Annotated in this window: 11 protein-coding genes and 1 riboswitch; of the genes, 6 read left to right on the top strand and 5 right to left on the bottom strand. The window is 64.0% G+C overall.

Features of this window, described 5'->3' with window-relative positions:
• Positions 1-153: 153 nt before the first annotated feature.
• Positions 154-2,925, bottom strand: a complete 2,772-nt coding sequence (locus ABQY64_RS16605) for a TonB-dependent receptor (protein WP_349779543.1) — start codon at positions 2,923-2,925, stop codon at positions 154-156.
• A gap of 425 nt (positions 2,926-3,350) precedes the next feature.
• Positions 3,351-3,448: riboswitch (TPP riboswitch) on the top strand.
• A gap of 114 nt (positions 3,449-3,562) precedes the next feature.
• Between ABQY64_RS16605 and thiC the strand changes: the two genes are divergently transcribed.
• The 4 genes from thiC to ABQY64_RS16585 all read left to right on the top strand — a co-directional run bounded on the left by thiC (position 3,563) and on the right by ABQY64_RS16585 (position 12,221).
• Positions 3,563-5,440, top strand: coding sequence for a phosphomethylpyrimidine synthase ThiC (thiC, locus tag ABQY64_RS16600; protein ID WP_349779465.1), 1,878 nt, complete (start codon positions 3,563-3,565; stop codon positions 5,438-5,440).
• Positions 5,441-5,862: 422 nt separating this feature from the next.
• The gene (locus ABQY64_RS16595) at positions 5,863-8,196 is read left to right on the top strand and encodes a winged helix-turn-helix domain-containing protein (protein ID WP_349779544.1); all 2,334 of its coding nucleotides are present in this window, start codon (positions 5,863-5,865) and stop codon (positions 8,194-8,196) included.
• A 110-nt stretch (positions 8,197-8,306) separates the two neighbouring features.
• Positions 8,307-9,200, top strand: a complete 894-nt coding sequence (locus tag ABQY64_RS16590; RefSeq protein ID WP_047127192.1) for an AraC family transcriptional regulator — start codon at positions 8,307-8,309, stop codon at positions 9,198-9,200.
• A gap of 48 nt (positions 9,201-9,248) precedes the next feature.
• Complete coding sequence (locus ABQY64_RS16585; protein ID WP_161961509.1) at positions 9,249-12,221, top strand: TonB-dependent siderophore receptor; 2,973 nt, start codon at positions 9,249-9,251, stop codon at positions 12,219-12,221.
• 352 nt (positions 12,222-12,573) lie between these two features.
• Here ABQY64_RS16585 and ABQY64_RS16580 read toward each other — a convergent pair whose 3' ends face one another.
• Both ABQY64_RS16580 and ppa read right to left on the bottom strand, forming a co-directional pair.
• Positions 12,574-13,722, bottom strand: coding sequence for an HDOD domain-containing protein (locus ABQY64_RS16580; RefSeq protein WP_026064365.1), 1,149 nt, complete (start codon positions 13,720-13,722; stop codon positions 12,574-12,576).
• A 113-nt stretch (positions 13,723-13,835) separates the two neighbouring features.
• Positions 13,836-14,372, bottom strand: a complete 537-nt coding sequence (ppa, locus tag ABQY64_RS16575; protein ID WP_002804918.1) for an inorganic diphosphatase — start codon at positions 14,370-14,372, stop codon at positions 13,836-13,838.
• 198 nt (positions 14,373-14,570) lie between these two features.
• Between ppa and ABQY64_RS16570 the strand changes: the two genes are divergently transcribed.
• Positions 14,571-15,053: a hypothetical protein gene (locus ABQY64_RS16570; RefSeq protein ID WP_167706118.1), complete on the top strand. Its 483-nt coding sequence runs from the start codon at positions 14,571-14,573 to the stop codon at positions 15,051-15,053.
• A gap of 274 nt (positions 15,054-15,327) precedes the next feature.
• On the opposite strand, the gene ABQY64_RS16565 is transcribed toward ABQY64_RS16570, so the two are convergent.
• Positions 15,328-17,355: a sodium-translocating pyrophosphatase gene (locus ABQY64_RS16565; RefSeq protein WP_349779466.1), complete on the bottom strand. Its 2,028-nt coding sequence runs from the start codon at positions 17,353-17,355 to the stop codon at positions 15,328-15,330.
• A 249-nt stretch (positions 17,356-17,604) separates the two neighbouring features.
• Between ABQY64_RS16565 and ABQY64_RS16560 the strand changes: the two genes are divergently transcribed.
• Positions 17,605-18,126, top strand: a complete 522-nt coding sequence (locus ABQY64_RS16560; protein WP_184352115.1) for a hypothetical protein — start codon at positions 17,605-17,607, stop codon at positions 18,124-18,126.
• A gap of 262 nt (positions 18,127-18,388) precedes the next feature.
• Here the strand turns inward: ABQY64_RS16560 and ABQY64_RS16555 are convergent, their stop codons facing one another.
• On the bottom strand, positions 18,389-19,645 hold the full coding sequence (locus ABQY64_RS16555; protein WP_349779467.1) for a 6-phosphofructokinase: 1,257 nt from the start codon (positions 19,643-19,645) through the stop codon (positions 18,389-18,391).
• Positions 19,646-19,770 lie beyond the last annotated feature (125 nt).

Genomic DNA, 19,770 nt, shown 5'->3' with positions numbered 1-19,770 from the left:
CCGTGGAAATGTCCCTGCATGGCGCCGCTGGCGTGCTGCGTGCCAGGCGGCCGCCTGCGTGTCAGCCCTGGCACATGCACAACGACCCCCCGAAGGAGGTCGTTGTGACAACCGGTGTGTCCAGACAGCGGACCGGCGACGCAGGCGGCGCGATCAGAAGCGCTGGGTGTACTGCAGGTAGCTGTAGCGTCCCGGGATGGCATAGGCCGAATCGAACGAGTTGGCAGAGGCGCTGAGCGCCACCGGTGGGTCGCGGTCGAAGACGTTGTTCAAACCCACGCGCACGGTTGCATTCCACGGCAGCTGGTAAGACACCTGCATGTCGTTGAACGCAGTCGCCGCGACGTGGCGATAGTTGCCGGCGTCGTCCAGCTCCGAGTCGTAGTCCTTCATGCCCGAGTAGTAACGTACGGCCCAGTTGGCGGCCAGGTTGCCGTAGCTCCAGTCCAGGGTGAGCGTGCCGCGCGTGCGCCAGTTCGGGTTATCGGTGTGGTAGATGCCGTTGTAGCTTTCCCATGCCGAATTGTCGTCCTGCTTCTGCTCGTTGACGGCCACGTAGGTCGAATCCAGCGTCAGCATGAACTGGCCGATCGCGGTCTGCGGCAGCTTGTAGCGCGCGGTGAAATCGTAGCCTTCCATGCGTTGCTCGCCGACGTTCACCGGCTGGATCACCAGGCCGGTGATGGCGCCGGTGGCATCGCGGGTGACCAGGTCGCAGAACGCCGAGACATTGAACTGGTAACACTGCGACAGGATCTGGTTGGCGCTGAATTCGGTGATGGCGTCGGTGATCTTGATCTTCCACCAGTCCAGCGACACATCCAGGCCTTGCACCGAGGCGGGGCTGTAGACGAAACCGAGCGTGGCGTTCTTGGATTTTTCCGGCTGCAGGTTGGCGTTGCTGGTATAGGTGAACGGATAGATGGTCTGGCCCGAGTTGCCACTGGCGCTGTTGTATTCGGCCACGTAATTGGCCGGCACGCCGCCGGCCGCGCACGCGGCAGCAATCGCGCCGGTGTAGGAGGTGCTGTTGGTCGAGCAGGGATCGGAATAGCTATCGAAGCTGTCCGATGCGCCCAGGTACAGGTTTTCGATCGATGGCGCGCGGAAGCCGGTAGCGTAGTTGCCACGGATCAACAGGTCGGCGACCGGCTTCCACTTGAAGCCGAATTTGCTGTTGGTGGTGCTGCCGAAGGTGTTGTAGTCCGAGTAACGCACGGCTGCGCTCAATTCCAGCAACTGCGCGCCGGGCACATCCTTCAGCAGCGGAATCGCCACTTCGGTGTAGTAGTCGTTGAGCGTGTACGAGCCGGAGGTGGGCGTAAACGAATTGCCCGAGGTGTAACCGGCCGAAATCAACGCATCCGGCGAGGAGAAGCCGCTTTCCTCGCGATGCTCGACACCGGCGGCAAAGCTCATCCAGCCGGCGGGAAGCTCGAACAGATCGCCGGTGAGGTTGGCAGTGAAACTGCTGTTCTTGTACTGATAGGTGTTGTGCGCGGTAAACAGGATGTAGTCCAGCATCTCCTGAGTCACGCCACCGGCCGGCGACAGTGGGTTGAATGGCACGCAGCCGGCAATGACGGCGCCGCCGCTGTCCAGGCACGACAGGGTGCCATTGACGATGGCGGATGCACCGAGCGCGTTGCCCAGGTTGAGCAGGTTGACATCGCCGTACTGGGTTTCGGTCTGGTCGGTCTGATTGTGCGCAAAGCCCACATCCCAACTGAACTGCCTGTCCGCAAACTGGAAGTCGCCTTCCAGCCCGGTATACACGTGCGAGGTCTTGACGTCCTGCTGGTAGGTGCGCGCGAATTCGGTCAACCGATGCGACCAGCCCACATCGCGCCCGTCGCCGCCATAGGTGCTGTTGTACGGGTTGTAGTAGCTGTCGCCGCTCATCAGGATGCCGGTGTTGACCGAGGCCAGCGGAAAGCCGGCCAGCTGCTGCGACGATTGGCGGCGGTTGTAGAGCCCATCGAACTTGAAGCGCACGTTGTCGGTGAGTGCGTAGTTGCCTTGCACGTACAGCGCGTCGCGCTTCTGCGGCGTGACCAGGTAATTGTCTTTGGCGTAGTTGTAGCCGTAGTCGGAGGTGTTGAAGGCGGTGTACTGGTCCAAGCCGTAGCGCGGATAATTGCTGTCGCCGCTGGCCGTTGCGCTGCCGGGCAACACGGTCCAGGCACCGCTGTTGCCACCTGCACGCAGACGGCCACTTGCCGAGTAGCTGCTGTAGGCCGACGACCCTGCGCCATACACCGGCTCGGCCGAGATCGCGCGGTCGCCTGCCATCACCGCATCTTCCTTGACGCTGGACAGCCCGATCACCAGGTTGCCGCGCTCGCTGGTGGCGCCCACGGTGGCATCGAACGAGGTGCGCTGACCGTCACCCTGGCCGTACTGGCCGACGTAGGCATTGACTTCGGCACCATCGAAGTCGCTGCGGGTGATGATGTTGACCACACCGGCGATGGCATCGGAACCATAGATTGACGAGGCACCGTCCTTGAGCACTTCCACGCGCTCCACGATGGCGGACGGAATGGTGTTGAGATCCACCGAGCCGGACAGGCCCGACACCCAGCGCCGTCCATTGACCAGTACCAAGGTGCGCGAGGCACCCAGGTTGCGCAGGCTCACGGTGGCCGAGCCGTCGCCGCCGTTGTTGACGGTGGAGTTCATCGTTGCGCCGTTGGAGGGGATGCGCTTGAGCACGTCGGCCACCGAGGTCAGGCCCTGCTTTTCGATGTCCTGGCGCGTGAGCACCAGCACCGGTTGCGAATTTTCCACATCGACCGAGCGGATGCGCGAGCCGGTGACTTCGATCTTGTCCAGATTGGTCGGACTCTTGTCGGTCTGTTCCTGGGCAACGGCACTGGTGGTGATGCACAGGCCGATGGCGATCGCGAGCGAGCCCCGACGCAGGGTCGGGTGGAGCGTGGACATAGTCATGTGTACGGCGATTCCCGGTAGAGGAGGAGCGACGGTGCGATCCCCGTTAGATGGCACCTGCACGCGTGTGTTCATCGACACGACACGCAGGCTTAGCGGGAATTTAACGAGCGGGTGTCGCCACCGTTTTTCGCCAATCGGCGCGTTGTTGCGGCGCGGCGCGCGCAGTGCGTGGACGCGTCATGCAATGCCGTGGCGCCGCTGCGCGTGTGCGGTGCCGACCTGTGATGCCAGGCGCGGACACATGTCGCTGTCGAGCGCGACAACACTGCTGTGCTCACCGCGGGCAGATGTGGACGCGCCCGAAGCGACAGGCGTCACCGTGCACCTCGGTGCGAAGCGTGTTGCTGGCAGCCGCGACATTTTTTAGCCGCGCACGGTGCGATGTGGTTTAATCGCCGCCGAAGTGGGGGTACCGCAGTATGCTGCGGTTGAGATAGTCCCTTCGAACCTGATCCGGCTGATACCGGCGTAGGGAAGCTTCGTTAGATGCGATGGTCCGTGCCTGCACGGGTGCATCGCCATTGAGCGCCGCCGCTTCGTCCGCCTGCGAATCCTTCGCAGAGCCAGCGCCGTGGGTGCTGGTTTTCCAGCACACAGGACGAACGCCATGAATGCCGCGCCGACCGTTTTGCAGCAACAAGCCCAGTCGCTGTCCGAGGCTGTGACCCAGCCGATTCCAGGCTCCCGCAAGATCTTCGTGCAGGGCTCGCGCGCCGACCTGCAGGTGCCGATGCGCGAGATTGCATTGACCCGCACACCGACCCTGTTCGGTGGCGAAGACAATGCGCCGCTCAGCGTCTACGACAGCTCCGGGCCGTATACCGACCCGCATGCCGCGATCGATCTTGTCGCCGGTCTGGCGCCGCTGCGCGCGCGCTGGATCGCCGAGCGTGGCGATACCGTGGCGCTGGAAGGCCTGAGTTCCAGCTTCGGCCGCGGCCGCGAGCACGATGCGCGCCTGGATGCGGTGCGTTTTCCTGCGCGGCGCCTGCCACGCGTGGCGCGCGAGGGTGCCAATGTCACCCAGATGCATTACGCGCGGCGCGGCATCATCACCCCGGAAATGGAGTTCGTGGCGATCCGCGAAAACCAGCGCCTGGAGGCGGTGGCCGACGCGATGCTGCGCAAGCAGCATCCGGGCGAAGCTTTCGGTGCCGCGATCCAGCAACGCATCACGCCGGAATTCGTGCGTGACGAAATCGCACGCGGCCGCGCGATCCTGCCCAACAACATCAATCACCCGGAAAGCGAACCGATGATCATCGGTCGCAATTTCCTGACCAAGATCAACGCCAACATCGGCAACAGCGCGGTGTCGTCCGGCATTGCGGAAGAAGTCGAAAAGCTGGTGTGGTCGATCCGCTGGGGCGGCGACACGGTGATGGACCTGTCCACCGGCAAGCACATCCACGAAACGCGCGAATGGATCATCCGCAACTCGCCGGTGCCGATCGGCACGGTGCCGATTTATCAAGCGCTGGAAAAGGTCGACGGGCGTGCGGAAGAGCTCACCTGGGAGATCTTCCGCGACACCTTGATCGAGCAGGCCGAGCAGGGCGTGGATTACTTCACCATCCACGCCGGTGTGCTGCTGCGCTATGTGCCGCTGACGGCAAAGCGGGTGACCGGCATCGTCTCGCGCGGCGGGTCGATCCTGGCCAAGTGGTGCCTGGCCCATCACAAGGAAAACTTTCTCTACACGCACTTCGAAGACATCTGCCAGATCATGAAGGCCTATGACGTGGCGTTCTCGCTGGGCGATGGCCTGCGCCCGGGCTGCATTGCCGATGCCAACGACGCAGCCCAGTTCGGCGAGCTGGAAACGCTGGGCGAGCTGACCAGGATCGCCTGGAAGCACGATGTGCAGACCATGATCGAAGGTCCGGGGCACGTGCCGATGCAGCTGATCAAGGAAAACATGGACAAGCAGCTGCGCGAATGCGGCGAGGCACCGTTCTATACCTTGGGGCCGCTGACCACCGATATCGCGCCCGGCTACGATCACATCACCAGCGCCATCGGTGCGGCGATGATCGGCTGGTTCGGCACCGCGATGCTTTGCTATGTCACGCCCAAGGAACATCTGGGCCTGCCCAACCGGCAGGACGTACGCGACGGCATCATGGCCTACAAGATCGCCGCGCATGCCGCGGACCTGGCCAAGGGGCATCCTGGCGCACAGGTGCGCGACAACGCCTTGAGCAAGGCGCGTTTCGAATTCCGTTGGGACGACCAGTTCCATCTCGGGCTGGATCCGGAAAAGGCCAAGGAATTCCATGACGAGACCCTACCCAAGGACGCACACAAGCTGGCGCACTTCTGCTCGATGTGCGGGCCGCATTTCTGCTCGATGAAGATCACCCAGGACGTGCGCGATTACGCGGCCGAGCACGGTATGGGCGAGGCGCATGCCTTGTCGGCGGGAATGGAAGAAAAGTCGGCGCAGTTTCTGGCGCAAGGCGCGCAGGTGTATCGCGCCACGTGACATGCAGCGCCATCGTTGCGTTGCAACAAAGCGACTGGCTGCTTAAGAAAAATTCAGCTTCGGCCTAGTCAGATCGCAGCGCGGTGCGCAAGTGCCGCGCTGCGACTGCATTGCAAGCGGTTACAGCCCGCAAGCATTTCGCCGCATTTTCCTGAATCGCAGATAAAAAAATCGCGCCAGAGGCGCGAAGGGGACATCGTAATTATTTGAATTCGTCGGCGAGAGAGAGAGCCTGACGTCGCCACCTGTCGTAGGGAAGCAACGAGGCATAGAGTAAAATTTGCACCAAATGGATGCATGACACAGTTGGTTGTGGTCCTTTGCTGAATTTGGCGTTTCGCGCGAAGTGCGTGTTGCGTTCTTTGTAGTCCTTGCATGCCGATGCGTGTTTCTTGCCGATGAGTGTTCCTCCCGCTAATGCGATGCCATCGGGCCGGTTACGTGTCGGCCAGTGCGTGGTCGACGTCGCCTCGCGCGAAGTGCATGCGCCCGGCGCCAAGCGCGCCGCGCGTCTGGCACCAAAATCCCTGGCGGTATTGCTGACGCTGGCGCGGCAGCCGGGCCAGGTGGTGACGCGCGAGCAGCTGTTGGCCGAGGTCTGGCCCGACACCTTGCCGACCAACGACGTGGTGACCCAGGCGGTCACGCAACTGCGCAAGGCATTGGCCAGCAACGGCAGCCAGCGCTTCGAGCATATCGAGACCATTGCCAAAACCGGCTATCGGCTGCTGGCCCCGGTTGCGTGGGAGCAGCCGTCGGACGGTCCGGCCGATGTTGCCGCGCCTGCAACGGCGGTGACCGCTTCGGACAACGAGCCCGACGAGCGCAACCGCACCGCCGGCGTCACGGTCACTACCGAGTTGGAGCGCAGCCCGGCTACCCGACAGACTCCACCATCGGTTCCGCCTGCGTCGGCTGCAGTGCGGCAGCGCCGATGGATGGCCCTGGCGGTGGCCAGCGTGGCCCTGCTGGTGGTGCTGGCGCTGGCGGCGCGGACGCTGTGGATGCGCGCGCCAGATCGCGATGCGGCAGCTGCCTCGGCAGTGCTCGGCAGCCCCAAGCGCCCGTATCAGATCATCACCGCAGGCGGTGGTTTCGATCTCACGCCCAGCCTGTCGCCGGACGGAGCAATGGTGGCCTATGCCTCGCTGACCAGCGATCGCGCAGGCACCTCGATCCTGGTCAAGACCACCAACAACGCCTATCCGCGCGTGCTCGATACGCCGGCAGCCGGCATCTCCGATCGGCTGCCGGCCTGGTCGCCGGATGGGCGTGAGATCGCCTTCTCGCGGCAGGCGCCCGATGGCAACTGCCGCATCATGATCGCTGCTGCCACCGGCCCGGCTGCCGCACGCGAGGTGGCGCGCTGCGATGGCGCGGACATGCTGAGTTTCAGTTGGTCGCCTGACGGCCGTGCCCTGCTGTTCGGCAGCATGACGGGCACGCACGGGGCGCCGCGCATGCGGCGGCTGGATCTGGAAACCGGCCAATGGCAGCCGCTGAGCTACAGCGCGCAACCCAGCGACTTCGATTACACGCCGCGCTATTCGCCGGACGGGCACTGGATCGTGTTTCTGCGCAATCCGCAGCTTGGCGATCTGTGGCGCATCCCGGCAAACGGTGGAACCGCCGAACGGCTGACCCACGACAACGCTGATATCCGCGGCTGGAGCTGGTTGCCCGATGGCAGCGGCCTGATCTTCGGGCGTCGTGTGGACAGCGAAGCGCGGCTCTACCGGCTCGATCTGGTCGACCGCAGCCTGCATGACCTCGGTGTGGACGATGCGCAGGCGCCGGATGTGGCGCACGGCCATCTGGTCTTCGTGCAGCGCAAACCGCAATTTGGCGTGTATCAGGTCATTCACGACCCCATGAATGGCGGCTACATCCGTCGCCGGCTATTTCCTTCCAGCGGGCGGGACGACCAGCCGATGATCGCGCCGGACGGGCGCCAGTTGATCTTTGCCTCCAATCGCTCCGGTGCGTACGGCCTGTGGTGGGGCGATGTCGGCAAGCCTGGCTCGGTGCGGCTGATCGAAGGCTTGCGGCCGGATGCGCGCCAGGCCGCCGACTGGTCGGCCGACTCGCAACGCGTGCTGGTCAGCGGCAGCGACGCGCAAGGGCATGCGGCACTGTTCGAAGTGACCCCGGGCACGGGCAAGGCGTTGCGGCTACCGGTGCCGCTGCCGCGACCGTTGCAGGCGATCCATGTTCCCGATCCCGATCGGTTGTTGGTGGTGGCTGCCGCCGATGATGGGCACACCTTCGCCACGCTCTACGACAGACGCAGCGCTCCATGGCGCGCGCTGGCGTCGCTGCAGGACGTCTCGCAGCTGCGGCTGGACCGCGTCAGCGGCCAGGTATTGCTGACGCGTCTGACCGGTGGCGGGCTATGGCAGGTCGCCCCGTCGCTGGCGGCCGACACCTTGCAGCCGGTCGATCCGCAGCAACCCTCGCGCTGGCGCTATCGCAGCTGGGCGCCCGGTGCGCGTGGTCAGGTGCATTACCTGTCGTCCACCGACACCTGCGCCACCCATGACAGTGAGCTGCGCGGGGGTGACGGGCGCTGCCTGGACGTGGCCAAGTACACCACCATCAACGGTTTCAGCGTGGATCAGCGCAGTGGTGCGCTGTATGTGGCACTGGCGGAGGAAGATGGCAGCTCGATCGCCTTCATGCCGTTGCCGGAACGCCTGGCCACACCGCTTGGTGTGATATCCAACCTGTTGATCGTGCTGAGGAAAGTCGCCTCGTAAGTTCTTCGGAAAGACTTCGTGGCAATTTCGGCAGACCTTCGTCGGAACTTCCTGACTCACGCCAGATTCGGCAAAACACTACGCCCTCTTTTGTACAGGGGGCTGCCACCATGCAACAGGTCATCACCGCAGATCGCGGACTCGCACTCTCATTGGACGGTGCCAGCGAGCCGACGTCGACGACCTGTCTGGCGGTCTCGCGCCTGGGCAGCATCCGGACCGCGGCCACCACCTTCACGCTGTGGGTGCAGCTGCGCGGCCGCGCCTGGGTGGAGTCCAAGGAAGGGCGCTTCCGTCTACGCGCTGGCGACTGGATCGCCTTCGACAAGGAATCGCACCCCACCGTGCAGGCCGACCGTAGCGCGCTCTGTGTCGGCGTCAGCCTCGATGGCGACAGCCTGCAATCGTTGGCCGAATTGACCGACGCTACGCTGTATCCGGGACGCAGCCAGCTGTCGCGTGGCGATCTGCGCATTGCACTGCGTCTGTGGCGCAACGCGGCCGCACAGAGCGGCAGTGCATCGGCACGCCCGTTGTTGCTGCATCTGGCTGCGATGCAGCGCGACTTCATTGCGCAGGAGCAGCGCTGCCCGGGGCGCTCACGCAGCCGTCGTCGTCAGGTCTTCGGTCGCATGCAACGCGCGCGCCTGTATCTGGAAGGCAATAGCGACCGCGTGGTGCGCATCGCCGAGCTGGCGCAGCTGACCAACTTCTCTAGCTGGTATGTCTCCAAGACGTTCCAGAGCCTGTACGAGGAAAGCCCGCAGGCCCTGTCGGCAAGGTTGCGGCTGGAGCGCGCCTCCGATCTGCTGCGCGATACCTCGATGATGATCGGCGAGGTTGCGGCCGCAAGCGGGTTCGACAATTGCTGCAGCTTTGCGCGTGCATTTCGTGCGCGTTTCGGTGTCTCCGCATCGCATTACCGCGACCAAACGACAAATCCGCCAGATTCGGCAAAGCCACGGAACGTGACGCGCAAAGCGACGATGTTCACGCAATCGTAATTTGCACAGGGGCGCTTAACGCGCCACTAACGAACCCTGGAGAGATTGATGAACCTTCGCACCTCCGCAGTGCGGCTGGGCCTGTTGCCCGCCGGTATTGCGATCGCGTTGACGCCGGCATTTGCCGCCAATGCACAAGAGCAGTCCGCCGCCCCGTCGACCACGACGCTGGACCGCATCGAAATTACCGGCTCGCGCATCCGCTCGGTCGACGTCGAAACCGCACAGCCGGTGTTCACCGTTACCCAGCAGGACATCCAGAAGTCCGGCCTTGTGAGCGTTGGCGACATCCTCCAGAACCTGTCGATTGCCGGTACGCAGACCTACAGCAAGGCTGCCGTGCTGACCTCGGATCCGGAGCAGGGCGGCCAGTACGTCAACCTCTACAACCTGGGCGAGAACCGTACCCTGGTGTTGGTGAACGGCAAGCGTTGGACCAGCAGCCTGTCTGGTCTGAGCGACATGTCCACCATCCCCAGCTCGCTGATCGAGCGCATCGAAGTCCTTAAGGACGGCGCCTCGGCGATTTACGGCTCCGATGCCGTTGCCGGTGTGGTCAACATCATCCTGCGCCAGAACTACGATGGTGCCGAAGCCTCCGCTTACTTCGGCCAGAACGGCCGTGGCGACGGTTCCAAGGAGCAGTACTCCTTCACCGCCGGCACCACTACCGATCGCTCCTCGCTGGTGTTCGGTGTCAACTACACCAGCGAAGATCCGGTGTGGGCCAAGGACCGTGCACTGACCCGTTACTCGGCCGGCCCTAACCATATCGAAGACAGCCTGAGCGCGACCGGCCCTTGGGGTCGTTTCAACGATCCGCGTGCGGTGGGAACGCCTGGCGCGGGCGATTACCTCGATGCGAGGGGCAACGTTGTCGGTGCTGGCGAAGGTACGTGGACACCGAATCAGTGGGTGCTCAATCACACTGGCTCCTTCGACGGCAAGGGCGTTGGTGCCGATTCGCGCGACCTCTCCAACTATCACGTTGGAGCGGGCGTGGACGACTACTACAACTCCGTCGACCAGATGATGTTGCAGCAGTCCAGCAAGAATAAGTCGGTCTTTACGAGTGGTAGCTACAACATCACCGACAGCATCACCTTCAAATCGACGGCGATGTACTCCGAGCGTACCTCCAACCGCCAGATTGCCGGTTATCCGCTGCAGGCCTCGTCGCAGCCGCAGTTCCCGGTGGCGATCAGTGGCAGCAGCTATTACAACCCGATGGGCCAGGACATCAATAGCTGGTTCCGCCGCACCGTCGAGTTGCCGCGCACCACCGAAAGCAATGTCAAGTCCACCCACTTCGATGCGGCGCTGGAAGGCGTGTTCGACGTCGGCAGCCATGGCTGGAACTGGGACGTGGGCTTCAACTACAACAAGTACGATGTGACGCAGGTTTCGCGCGGCAACATCAACCTGTTGGCGTTGCAGAAGGCGCTGGGTCCGTCGTTCCTCAACGCCCAGGGCCAGGTGCAGTGCGGTACCGCTGCCAGCCCGCTGCCGCTGGGCACCAGCAACGCGCTGGGCCAGTGCACCCCGTTCAACATCCTGGGTGGCCCGTCGGCCTCCACGCCGAACGCGCTGCAGTACATCAATGCATTGGGCCAGGCCACGCAGCAAAGCCTGAGCAAGCAGTGGACCGCCAACGTTACCGGTGGCCTGTTTGACCTGCCGGCCGGTGAGCTGGGCTTTGCCGCAGGCGTCGAACACCGCGAAATCAGCGGTTATGACTATCCGGATCAGCTGTCCAGCGCCGGTTACACCACCGATCTGGCCGCACAGGCAACCGAAGGTCGCTACCAGACCAACGAAGCCTACCTGGAGCTGTTGATCCCGGTGTTGAAGGATCTGCCGGGTGCCAAGGAACTGTCGTTCGACGTGGCTGCGCGTTACAGCAACTACAGCCGCTTCGGCGACACCACCAACAGCAAGTTCAGCTTCACCTGGAAGCCGATCGACGACCTGCTGGTGCGTGGTACCTACGGCACCGGTTTCCGTGCGCCGACGCTGTCCGACACCTTCGGTGGCGGTTCGCAGACGTTCGATACCTTCACTGATCCTTGCGATGCGACCTTCGGCTCGCTCGGCAATGCAGGCGTTGCAGCGCGCTGCGCAGGCGAAGGCCTGCCGGCGGGTTTCCGTCAGACCGATACCGCGGGCAACCCGGTGACGCGTCGTGACGTGCAGGGCAACGCCCCGTTCAATTCGGGCGTGGGTAATGCCGAGCTGGAGCCGGAATACAGCATCACCCGGACCGTGGGCATGGTGTACAGCCCGCATTGGGTGCAGGGCCTGGACTTCTCGCTGGATTGGTACCGCATTTCGATCTCCAACATCATTACGTCGCTGACGGCCAATGATGTGTTGAACAACTGCTACCTCAACAGCCTGGCCAGCTACTGTGCCGACTATGGCCGCGATGCGGTCACCGGTCAGGTCACCACGCTGAGCCGCGGCAACGTCAACCTGGGTCGTCTGGAAACCGAAGGCTACAACTTCGGCGTGCGTTATCGCATGCCGGAAACTGCGTACGGCAAGTTCGCTGTCAACTTGGACACCAACTATCTGGCGACCTACAAGTCGCAGGCAGAAGCCGGTGCCGAGTGGGCAAATGCTGCTGGCTACTGGAACTTCCCGCGCGTGCGTGCCACCTTGGGTCTGGACTGGTCGCTGGGTTCGCTGTCGGCCAACTGGAACCTGCGCTACTACGGCGGTTTCCGTGATTACTGCTGGGATGCAGCCGCAGGCATCGAGTGCAACAACCCGAACTACCAGACGCCGAACCCGGGCTGGGGCGGCGGTACCGGCTCCAACAAGAAGGGCTCGATCTCCTACCAGGATGTCTCTGTTACCTGGCAGGCTCCGTGGGATGGCAGCGTGACCATTGGTGCCCGCAACATCTGGAACAAGCAGCCGCCGATCACCTACTCGATCACCAACAGCAGCACCGCTGCGATCGATCCGATGCTCGACTACGACCGCTTCCTGTTCGTGCAGTACAACCAGCGCTTCTGATCATCGAAGTGACGTAAAGATTGAAAAGAAAACGGGCCGAAAGGCCCGTTTTTTTTGTTTTCGGATCTGGATTAAGTCAGACAAGTTCTGGTGGACGTTATCGCTGCCATGTAGGTTGCGTCTTTGCTTGTCTGACCACGCGTTGCGCCGTGCAGAGATGACGGGCGCGCTCGATCGTTCGTTGCGCGTCACGCACGAGCCATGTCGCGATATCTATACAAATCGCGAGCGCAGTGATGCGTGCGCAGACAAGTCGCATCGCGCCCTGTCTGCATTCGCGCAGTTGCAAGCAGCCAAAGAAAAAGGCGCGACCAAGTCGCGCCCATTCTGTTACATCGATCTGGTGCCGCTCTCAAGCCTCAGCAAGCCCCAACAAGGTATCGGCCTGTTCGCGCCATGTCGGCAGGCGTGTGAGTACACCGACCTTGGACAGGTACTCTTCGTCCACGGTCTCGCCGCTGGCCAACGCAGTCGCCACATGCACCGCGCCGGTCACCCAGAAACTGCGCAGGCTGGAGCGTTGCGGGTGGCGATGGAAGGCCACCGCTTCGATGATCGGCATCGGCAGGCCCCACAGGCCGAGCAGGTACGCGCCGGCTTCGGTATGGCCCAGACGATCGTCGCCGCCTTCCAGTGGCGGTTCGCGCTCGTCGCGCACGCCGGGCAGCAACAGGCCGATATCGGCCAGCAGCGCGGCGGTGGAGCCGAGTTCTGCGCTGGTCGGCGGCAACACCTTGGCGGCCAGCCGCGAGGAGAGCAGGGCGCGGCGCTGCATCGCATTGCGCTCGGCCGGGGTCAGCGTCTGCACCGAGAACACTTCACTGGCCAGGACCAGGTCGCGCAGCGTGGCCACGCCCAGGCGGGTCACTGCCGTGCGCAGATCGGTGATGCTGCGGCCGCCGGAGAAGAATGCGGAATTGCACAGCTGCAGCACCTTGGCCGCAATCGCCGGATCGCCGGCGATCAGCTTGGCGATATCGGCCGCGTCGGCGCCTTCGTCTTCTTCCAGCGCATGCATCAGGCTCAGATACAGATGCGGCGGCGACGGCAGTTTTTCGATCCGGCCGATCGCCGCGCGCAGGCGCGGGTTGCCGAGCAGATCGCGCAGTTCTTCCAGGCTGGTGATGGCTTCGAGCAGGACTTCCGGGGCCAGCGGCATCGGCAGGAAGCGGTGCGCCACGCCAATGATGCGCGCCGGCGGCGTGCGCTGACCATCCTGGGCATCGATCAGGGCGATGCGGATGGTATCCGGGCGCAGCGTACGGATCTGCCCCAGCAACGTGGCGGAAGTGAGGTCAGGCAGGACGGGGGCGACGATGACCGCATCGAACGGCGACAACGCGGCCGCTTCGATCGCCGAATTGCCGTCGGCCACCTGCTGTACCTGCCACTGATCACCCAGATCGGCGACATAGTCGCTCAGTTCGGACGGAAGACTGGCTTCGTCCCCAACAAACAGAATACGCAAGACACTTCCCCAAGAGTCACCGGTGGCAGACACCGGCCAAACGCTGTCGGCAATGTACCCAATCTGCCGCCGGCGGTCACCGGGATCACGCCGGAAGCGTGATCCCGATCGCCCCGCGGTTGCGGGGCTGCATCACGGTCGTTGGATCAGGGTGCGTCGGAATTATAGCGTTCCACCGACTCCACCAGGATGCGCTTGGCCTCGGCCGCGCCGCCCCAGCCATCCAGCTTGACCCACTTGCCCTTCTCCAAGTCCTTGTAATGCTCGAAGAAATGGCCGATGCGCTCCATCCAGTGGCTGGACACCTGGTCGATATCCTCGATATGCGCGTAACCGGAGAAGATCTTCTCGATCGGCACTGCCAGGATCTTTTCATCGCTGCCTGCCTCATCGCTCATGCGCAGCACGCCCACCGGACGGCAACGCACCACCGAGCCAGGCACCAACGGCAGCGGCAGCACCACCAGCACGTCGGCCGGGTCGCCGTCGCCGCACAGGGTGTTGGGCACATAGCCGTAGTTGCAGGGGTAACGCATCGGGGTGGACAGGATGCGGTCGACGAAGATCGCGCCGCTGGCCTTGTCCACTTCGTACTTGACCGGCTCCGAATCCTTCGGAATTTCGATGACGACGTTGATTTCTTCCGGCAGATTCTTGCCGGAGGTGACCAGTTCAAGACCCATGCGCGTAACTCCCGAGACGTCATCTAGTGTGTGGAGCGCGATTCTACGCGTTCGGCTGTTGCGGTGCAGCGACACTGAATGGGCAATGTTCTGACCGCCGCATGCGGCATAGCCCGCATTCATCCCGGGAAGCTCCCCGATCGTCGCGGCCCGCGGCGCGGCGCACGCTGCAGACTCATCCACTGCTCGGGAACTGCCATGTTCAAGCCTATGCGTTTGCTCGTTGTGCTGCTGCTCTCCGGTGCCGCCAATTTCGCCTCTGCGGCGACGCCGGCGCCGACCTTCGTCGATGCGGTGGACTGGCCCGCCAATGGCGAAGGCTGGGAAGCCTTTGTCGATCTGGAGCAGCGGCTGGAACAGGATTTCGACAACATCTGCGGCGACACCTTTTGCGGCGGCGAGTTCAGCGACTACCAGCCGCTGCGCTTGCGTTGCTCGGTGCATCGGGTCAGCGGGGTGGTACGCAGCTGCATCTGGACCTTCGGTGCCAGCGAGGTCAGCGTCGATCCCGGCAGCGGGTACCTGCGTTCGGACAGTCGGGTCTGGCGCTGCACGGCACCCCTGAAGGCAGGGACGCGTCTGGACGAGATGTACCGCACCCTGGCGGTGAACAACCCGCTGTTCGAGCCGCTGCCCGGTGGGGCGCCACCGATCTATGATGGCTTGATTGGTTGCCTCTGAGGGGCGTGTCACGGCGCAAGCTGTGGCGCGGTGTGCTGCCCGGTGCAGCGATTGCGTGCGGTCGCGGGGCCTGGCCGGCGTCGGCCGGTGCGAGCCGATGCGGCACGCGGACCTCAAAGCCACAGACCTATCGCCTGCCCGTAGCGGGCAGACGAGCGGCGCAAACCGGCGCAAGGCCTGGGTGCGGTGCCTGGCACCCGGAACGTGAGTCGGCACGTTCCGGGTCCCGGTTTCCATCAGCTTTGATCGGCCCGCGGCTTGCGAAAAGTCGGCCTCAAAGCAGCGGCACCAGCAGCAGGGCCACGATGTTGATGATCTTGATCAGCGGATTGATCGCCGGCCCGGCGGTGTCCTTGTACGGGTCGCCTACCGTGTCACCGGTGATGGCGGCCTTGTGCGCCTCGCTGCCCTTGCCGCCAAAGTGGCCGTCTTCGATGTACTTCTTGGCGTTGTCCCAGGCCCCGCCGCCGGTGGTCATCGAGATCGCCAGGAACAGGCCGGTCACGATCGTGCCGATCAACAAGCCGCCCAGGGCACGCGGGCCGAGCAGCAGCCCGACCACCACCGGCACCACCACAGGCAGCAGCGAGGGCAGGATCATTTCGCGGATCGCCGAGCGGGTCAGCATGTCGACTGCGCGGTCGTATTGCGGTTTGGCGGTGCCGGCCATGATCCCGGGAATCTCGCGGAACTGGCGACGCACTTCTTCAACCACCGCGCCTGCCGCGCGCCCCACCGCTTCCATCGCCATTGCGCCGAACAGATACGGGATCAAGCCGCCGATCAACAAGCCGATGATCACGCTGTGGTCGGACAGGTCGAAGGCGAAGACCTCGCCGGGATTGGCCGCCTGCAGGTTGTGCGTGTAGTCGGCAAACAGCACCAGCGCGGCCAATGCGGCCGAGCCGATCGCATAGCCCTTGGTGACCGCCTTGGTGGTGTTGCCCACCGCATCCAGCGGGTCGGTGATGTTGCGCACCTCCGGCGGCAGCTCGGCCATCTCGGCAATGCCGCCGGCGTTGTCGGTGATGGGCCCGTACGCATCCAGCGCCACGATCATGCCGGCCATCGACAGCATTGCGGTCGCTGCGGTTGCAATGCCGTACAAACCGCCAAAATGAAACGCGCCCCAGATTGCCGCGCACACCGCGATCACCGGCAGCGCGGTGGATTTCATCGAGACGCCCAGGCCGGCAATGATGTTGGTGCCGTGGCCGGTGGTGCTTGCGGCGGCCACCTGCTGCACCGGCTTGTACTGGGTGCCGGTGTAGTACTCGGTGATCCAGACGATCAGGCCGGTAAGCACCAGGCCGATCAATGCGCAGGCATACAAGGCCGTGGCGCCATGCGTGTTGTCGCGCATCAGCGACTGGGTGATCGGCCAGTAGGCGAGTGCGGCCAAGACGCCGGAAACGATCACGCCTTTGTAGAGCGCGCCCATGATCGAGCCGCCCGCTTTGACCTTGACGAACGAGGCGCCCAGGATCGAAGCGATGATGGAGACACCACCCAGCACCAGCGGGTACAGCACCGCGTGCGGCCCGGTTTCGCTCAGCGTCAGGCTGCCGAGCAGCATCGTGGCGATCACGGTGACCGCATAGGTTTCGAACAGATCCGCCGCCATGCCTGCGCAGTCGCCGACGTTGTCGCCCACGTTATCTGCGATCACCGCCGGGTTGCGCGGGTCGTCCTCGGGGATGCCGGCTTCCACCTTGCCGACCAGATCGGCGCCCACATCCGCACCCTTGGTGAAAATGCCGCCACCCAGGCGCGCGAAGATCGAAATCAGCGACGAACCGAATGCCAGCCCCACCAGCGCGTGCAGGTTGCGCTCCAGCGGCAGCCCCATCGCTTGCAGCAGTGCGTAATAACCGGCCACCCCGAGCAATCCCAGTCCCACCACCAGCATGCCGGTGATGGCGCCGCCGCGGAACGCCACATCCATCGCACGGCCGATGCCATGGCGTGCGGCCTCGGCCGTGCGCACGTTGGCGCGTACCGACACGTTCATGCCGATATAGCCGGCCAGCCCCGACAGCGCCGCACCGATCGCAAACCCGATGGCGGTGTACCAACTCAGAAACAGCCCGACCAGGACGAACAGCACGCCGCCGGCAATCGAAATGGTGAGGTATTGCCGGTTGAGATACGCGCGTGCACCTTCCTGGATCGCGGCGGCGATCTCCTGCATGCGTGCGTTGCCGCTCGGCTGCGCGATCACCCAGCGTGCCGATACACCCCCATAGACGATTGCCAGGACCGCACATCCCAGCGCAAGTGGTAACCCGTAGTGTTCCAGCATGACCCCTCCCAGAGAATGGATGTCGTCCGGTCGGGACGAACCAAGGGCGATGCACGCAGCGAGTGGGGTGGCGAATACGGACTCGACGGCCATGGAGGCCGTAATGCGCGTCGCGATGTTCGGGTGGCCGGATTGCGGGCGAGTATGCGCCGCGGCCTGCGCCGCTGCCACCACCGCGGCTTTGGCGCGTCGTTCAGTCGGGGCATGACAGCCTGCGGCCAACGTGATCGAGCCGATCCAGGAGTGAATATGTCGAACCACGCGTCAAAATATGCCGTGACGATCGCTGCAGTACTGCTCAGCGCCCATGCTCTGGCTGCCGAACCGACGCCGGAATTGAAACAGCGCCCGGCCGGCACCGCGCAAGCGGTTGGCGCCGTGCACACCCTGCGCCAGATTCCCGAAGCCTGTGCGCGCCTGGAAGGCGTGTTCACCGGCAATGCTGCACAGCCGTATACCTTGTCGGTGGTGCGCAGCAGCCCCACCTGCCAGCCGCGCGCCCGCTTCGTGGATTTCGCCAAGGCCACGCCCAGCGTCGCATCGGGCTGGATCTTCAACGACGTGATCCGTGTCCCCAGCGCGGCCTGCCCCGCGCAGCAGGCGGTGGTGCGCGTCTGGCGCAAGCCGGTGGATGCCAAGCCGCAGCTCGACGGGCAAGGCCAGTCGCGCATCTATCTGGAAGATGCCAAGCAACAGGCTGCCGCCGGAAAGATCCCGCAGGTGCCGATGTTTGCTGCGCAGCAGACGATGGAAGGCAAGGCCTGTCAGTAACTCAGGCGTTTGCTTCAGTCACGCGATCAACGACAAACCCCGGCCAGGCCGGGGTTGTTTATATGACGCTTCGCAAGACCGCGATGTATCGTCGCAGCGGCGGATCCATCAATCAGTGCCGCAAAAAGCCTGGACGATGACGTTAAGCGCCGTATCGATGTCCCGCATCCCGTGTTGCGCTGCATGAGCACTGAGGCAGATGTGCAAGCGGGTGTATGGGCGTGCAGTGCCCATTACCCCTTCCGATCACCCATGCCGACGTTTATCCCGCCCACTTCGGCAATTTTTTCGCCACTGCCACGTTCTTCAGCGTCACATACTTCGGCAACCCGTCGCTGCCGTAGGCCAGCGGCGCTTCGCCCTTGATCAACGGGGCGAAATAACGGCGAGCGCGTTCGGTAATGCCGAAGCCGTCCTTGCGCAGGAAGCTGGGTGGCATCTTCTTTTCGTGGTTGGCCACCTTGTGCAGCGGGGCCGGCACGATCTTCCAGCGGTACGGCGCGTCGCTGACGCGTTCGATCACCGGGATCACCGCGTTCATGCCCTTGAGCGCGTATTGCACCGCGGCCTTGCCGACCGCCTGGGCCTGCTCCCAGTCGGACTTGGAGGCCAGATGGCGTGCGGAACGCTGCAGGTAATCGGGCAGGGTCCAGTGCACCTTGTAGCCGAGTTCCTGCTTGACCTGCGCAGCCAGGAACGAGGCCACGCCGCCCAGTTGCGCATGGCCGAACGAATCGGCCGCACCGCCGGCATCGGCGACGAAGCTGCCGTGCGCGTCCTGGATGCCCTCGCTGGCCACGACCACGCACCAGCCGACCTTCTCGACGACCTGTTTCACCTTGGCCAGAAACGCGGCCTGGTCGTAGGCCCGCTCGGGCAGCAGGATGATCTGCGGCGCCTCGTCCGGGCCCTGGCCGGCCAGGCCTGCGGCGGCGGCGAGCCAGCCGGCGTGGCGTCCCATCGCCTCGTAGATGAAGACCTTGGTCGAGGTGTCGGCCATGGCGGCGACATCCAGTGCCGCCTCCCGCACCGACACCGCGGTGTATTTGGCCGCCGAGCCGAAGCCGGGGCAGGTATCGGTCACCGCCAGATCGTTGTCGATGGTCTTGGGCACGCCGATGCAGTGCAGCGGATAACCATAGGCCTTGGCCAGCTGCGAGACCTTCCAGGCGGTATCGGCCGAGTCGTTGCCGCCGTTGTAGAGGAACCAGCGCACGTCGTGCGCACGCAGCACATCGAGCAGGCGCTCGTACTTGGCGCTGTCTTCTTCCAGCGATTTGAGCTTGTAGCGGCACGAACCGAACGCGCCGCCCGGGGTCTGCGCCAGTGCGGCGATTGCGGCGGCGGACTCCTTCGACGTGTCGATCAGCTCCTCGCGCAATGCGCCCAGGATGCCGTTGCGTGCGGCCAGTACCTTGATCTTGCGTGCGCGCGCCTCGGTGATCACGCCGGCGGCGGTGGCGTTGATGACGGCAGTGACGCCGCCGGATTGGGCATACAGCAAGTTGCCAGTAGACATAGGGGGCGGGCTCCTCGATGGGACATGGCGCAGGGGACAGTGCCGGGACATTCCCCGGATGCGGTAAGCTGCACGACCATACGGTCAGCGCTGGCGAAGACCTGAGTCTAACGCCGCCAACCGCA

Origin of the sequence: Xanthomonas sp. WHRI 7065, assembly GCF_040203115.2 — a bacterium.
GTDB classification, from domain to species: domain Bacteria; phylum Pseudomonadota; class Gammaproteobacteria; order Xanthomonadales; family Xanthomonadaceae; genus Xanthomonas; species Xanthomonas arboricola.
Note: the sequence above shows the minus strand (reverse complement) of the source record. Positions and strands in the feature narration are given on the sequence as shown.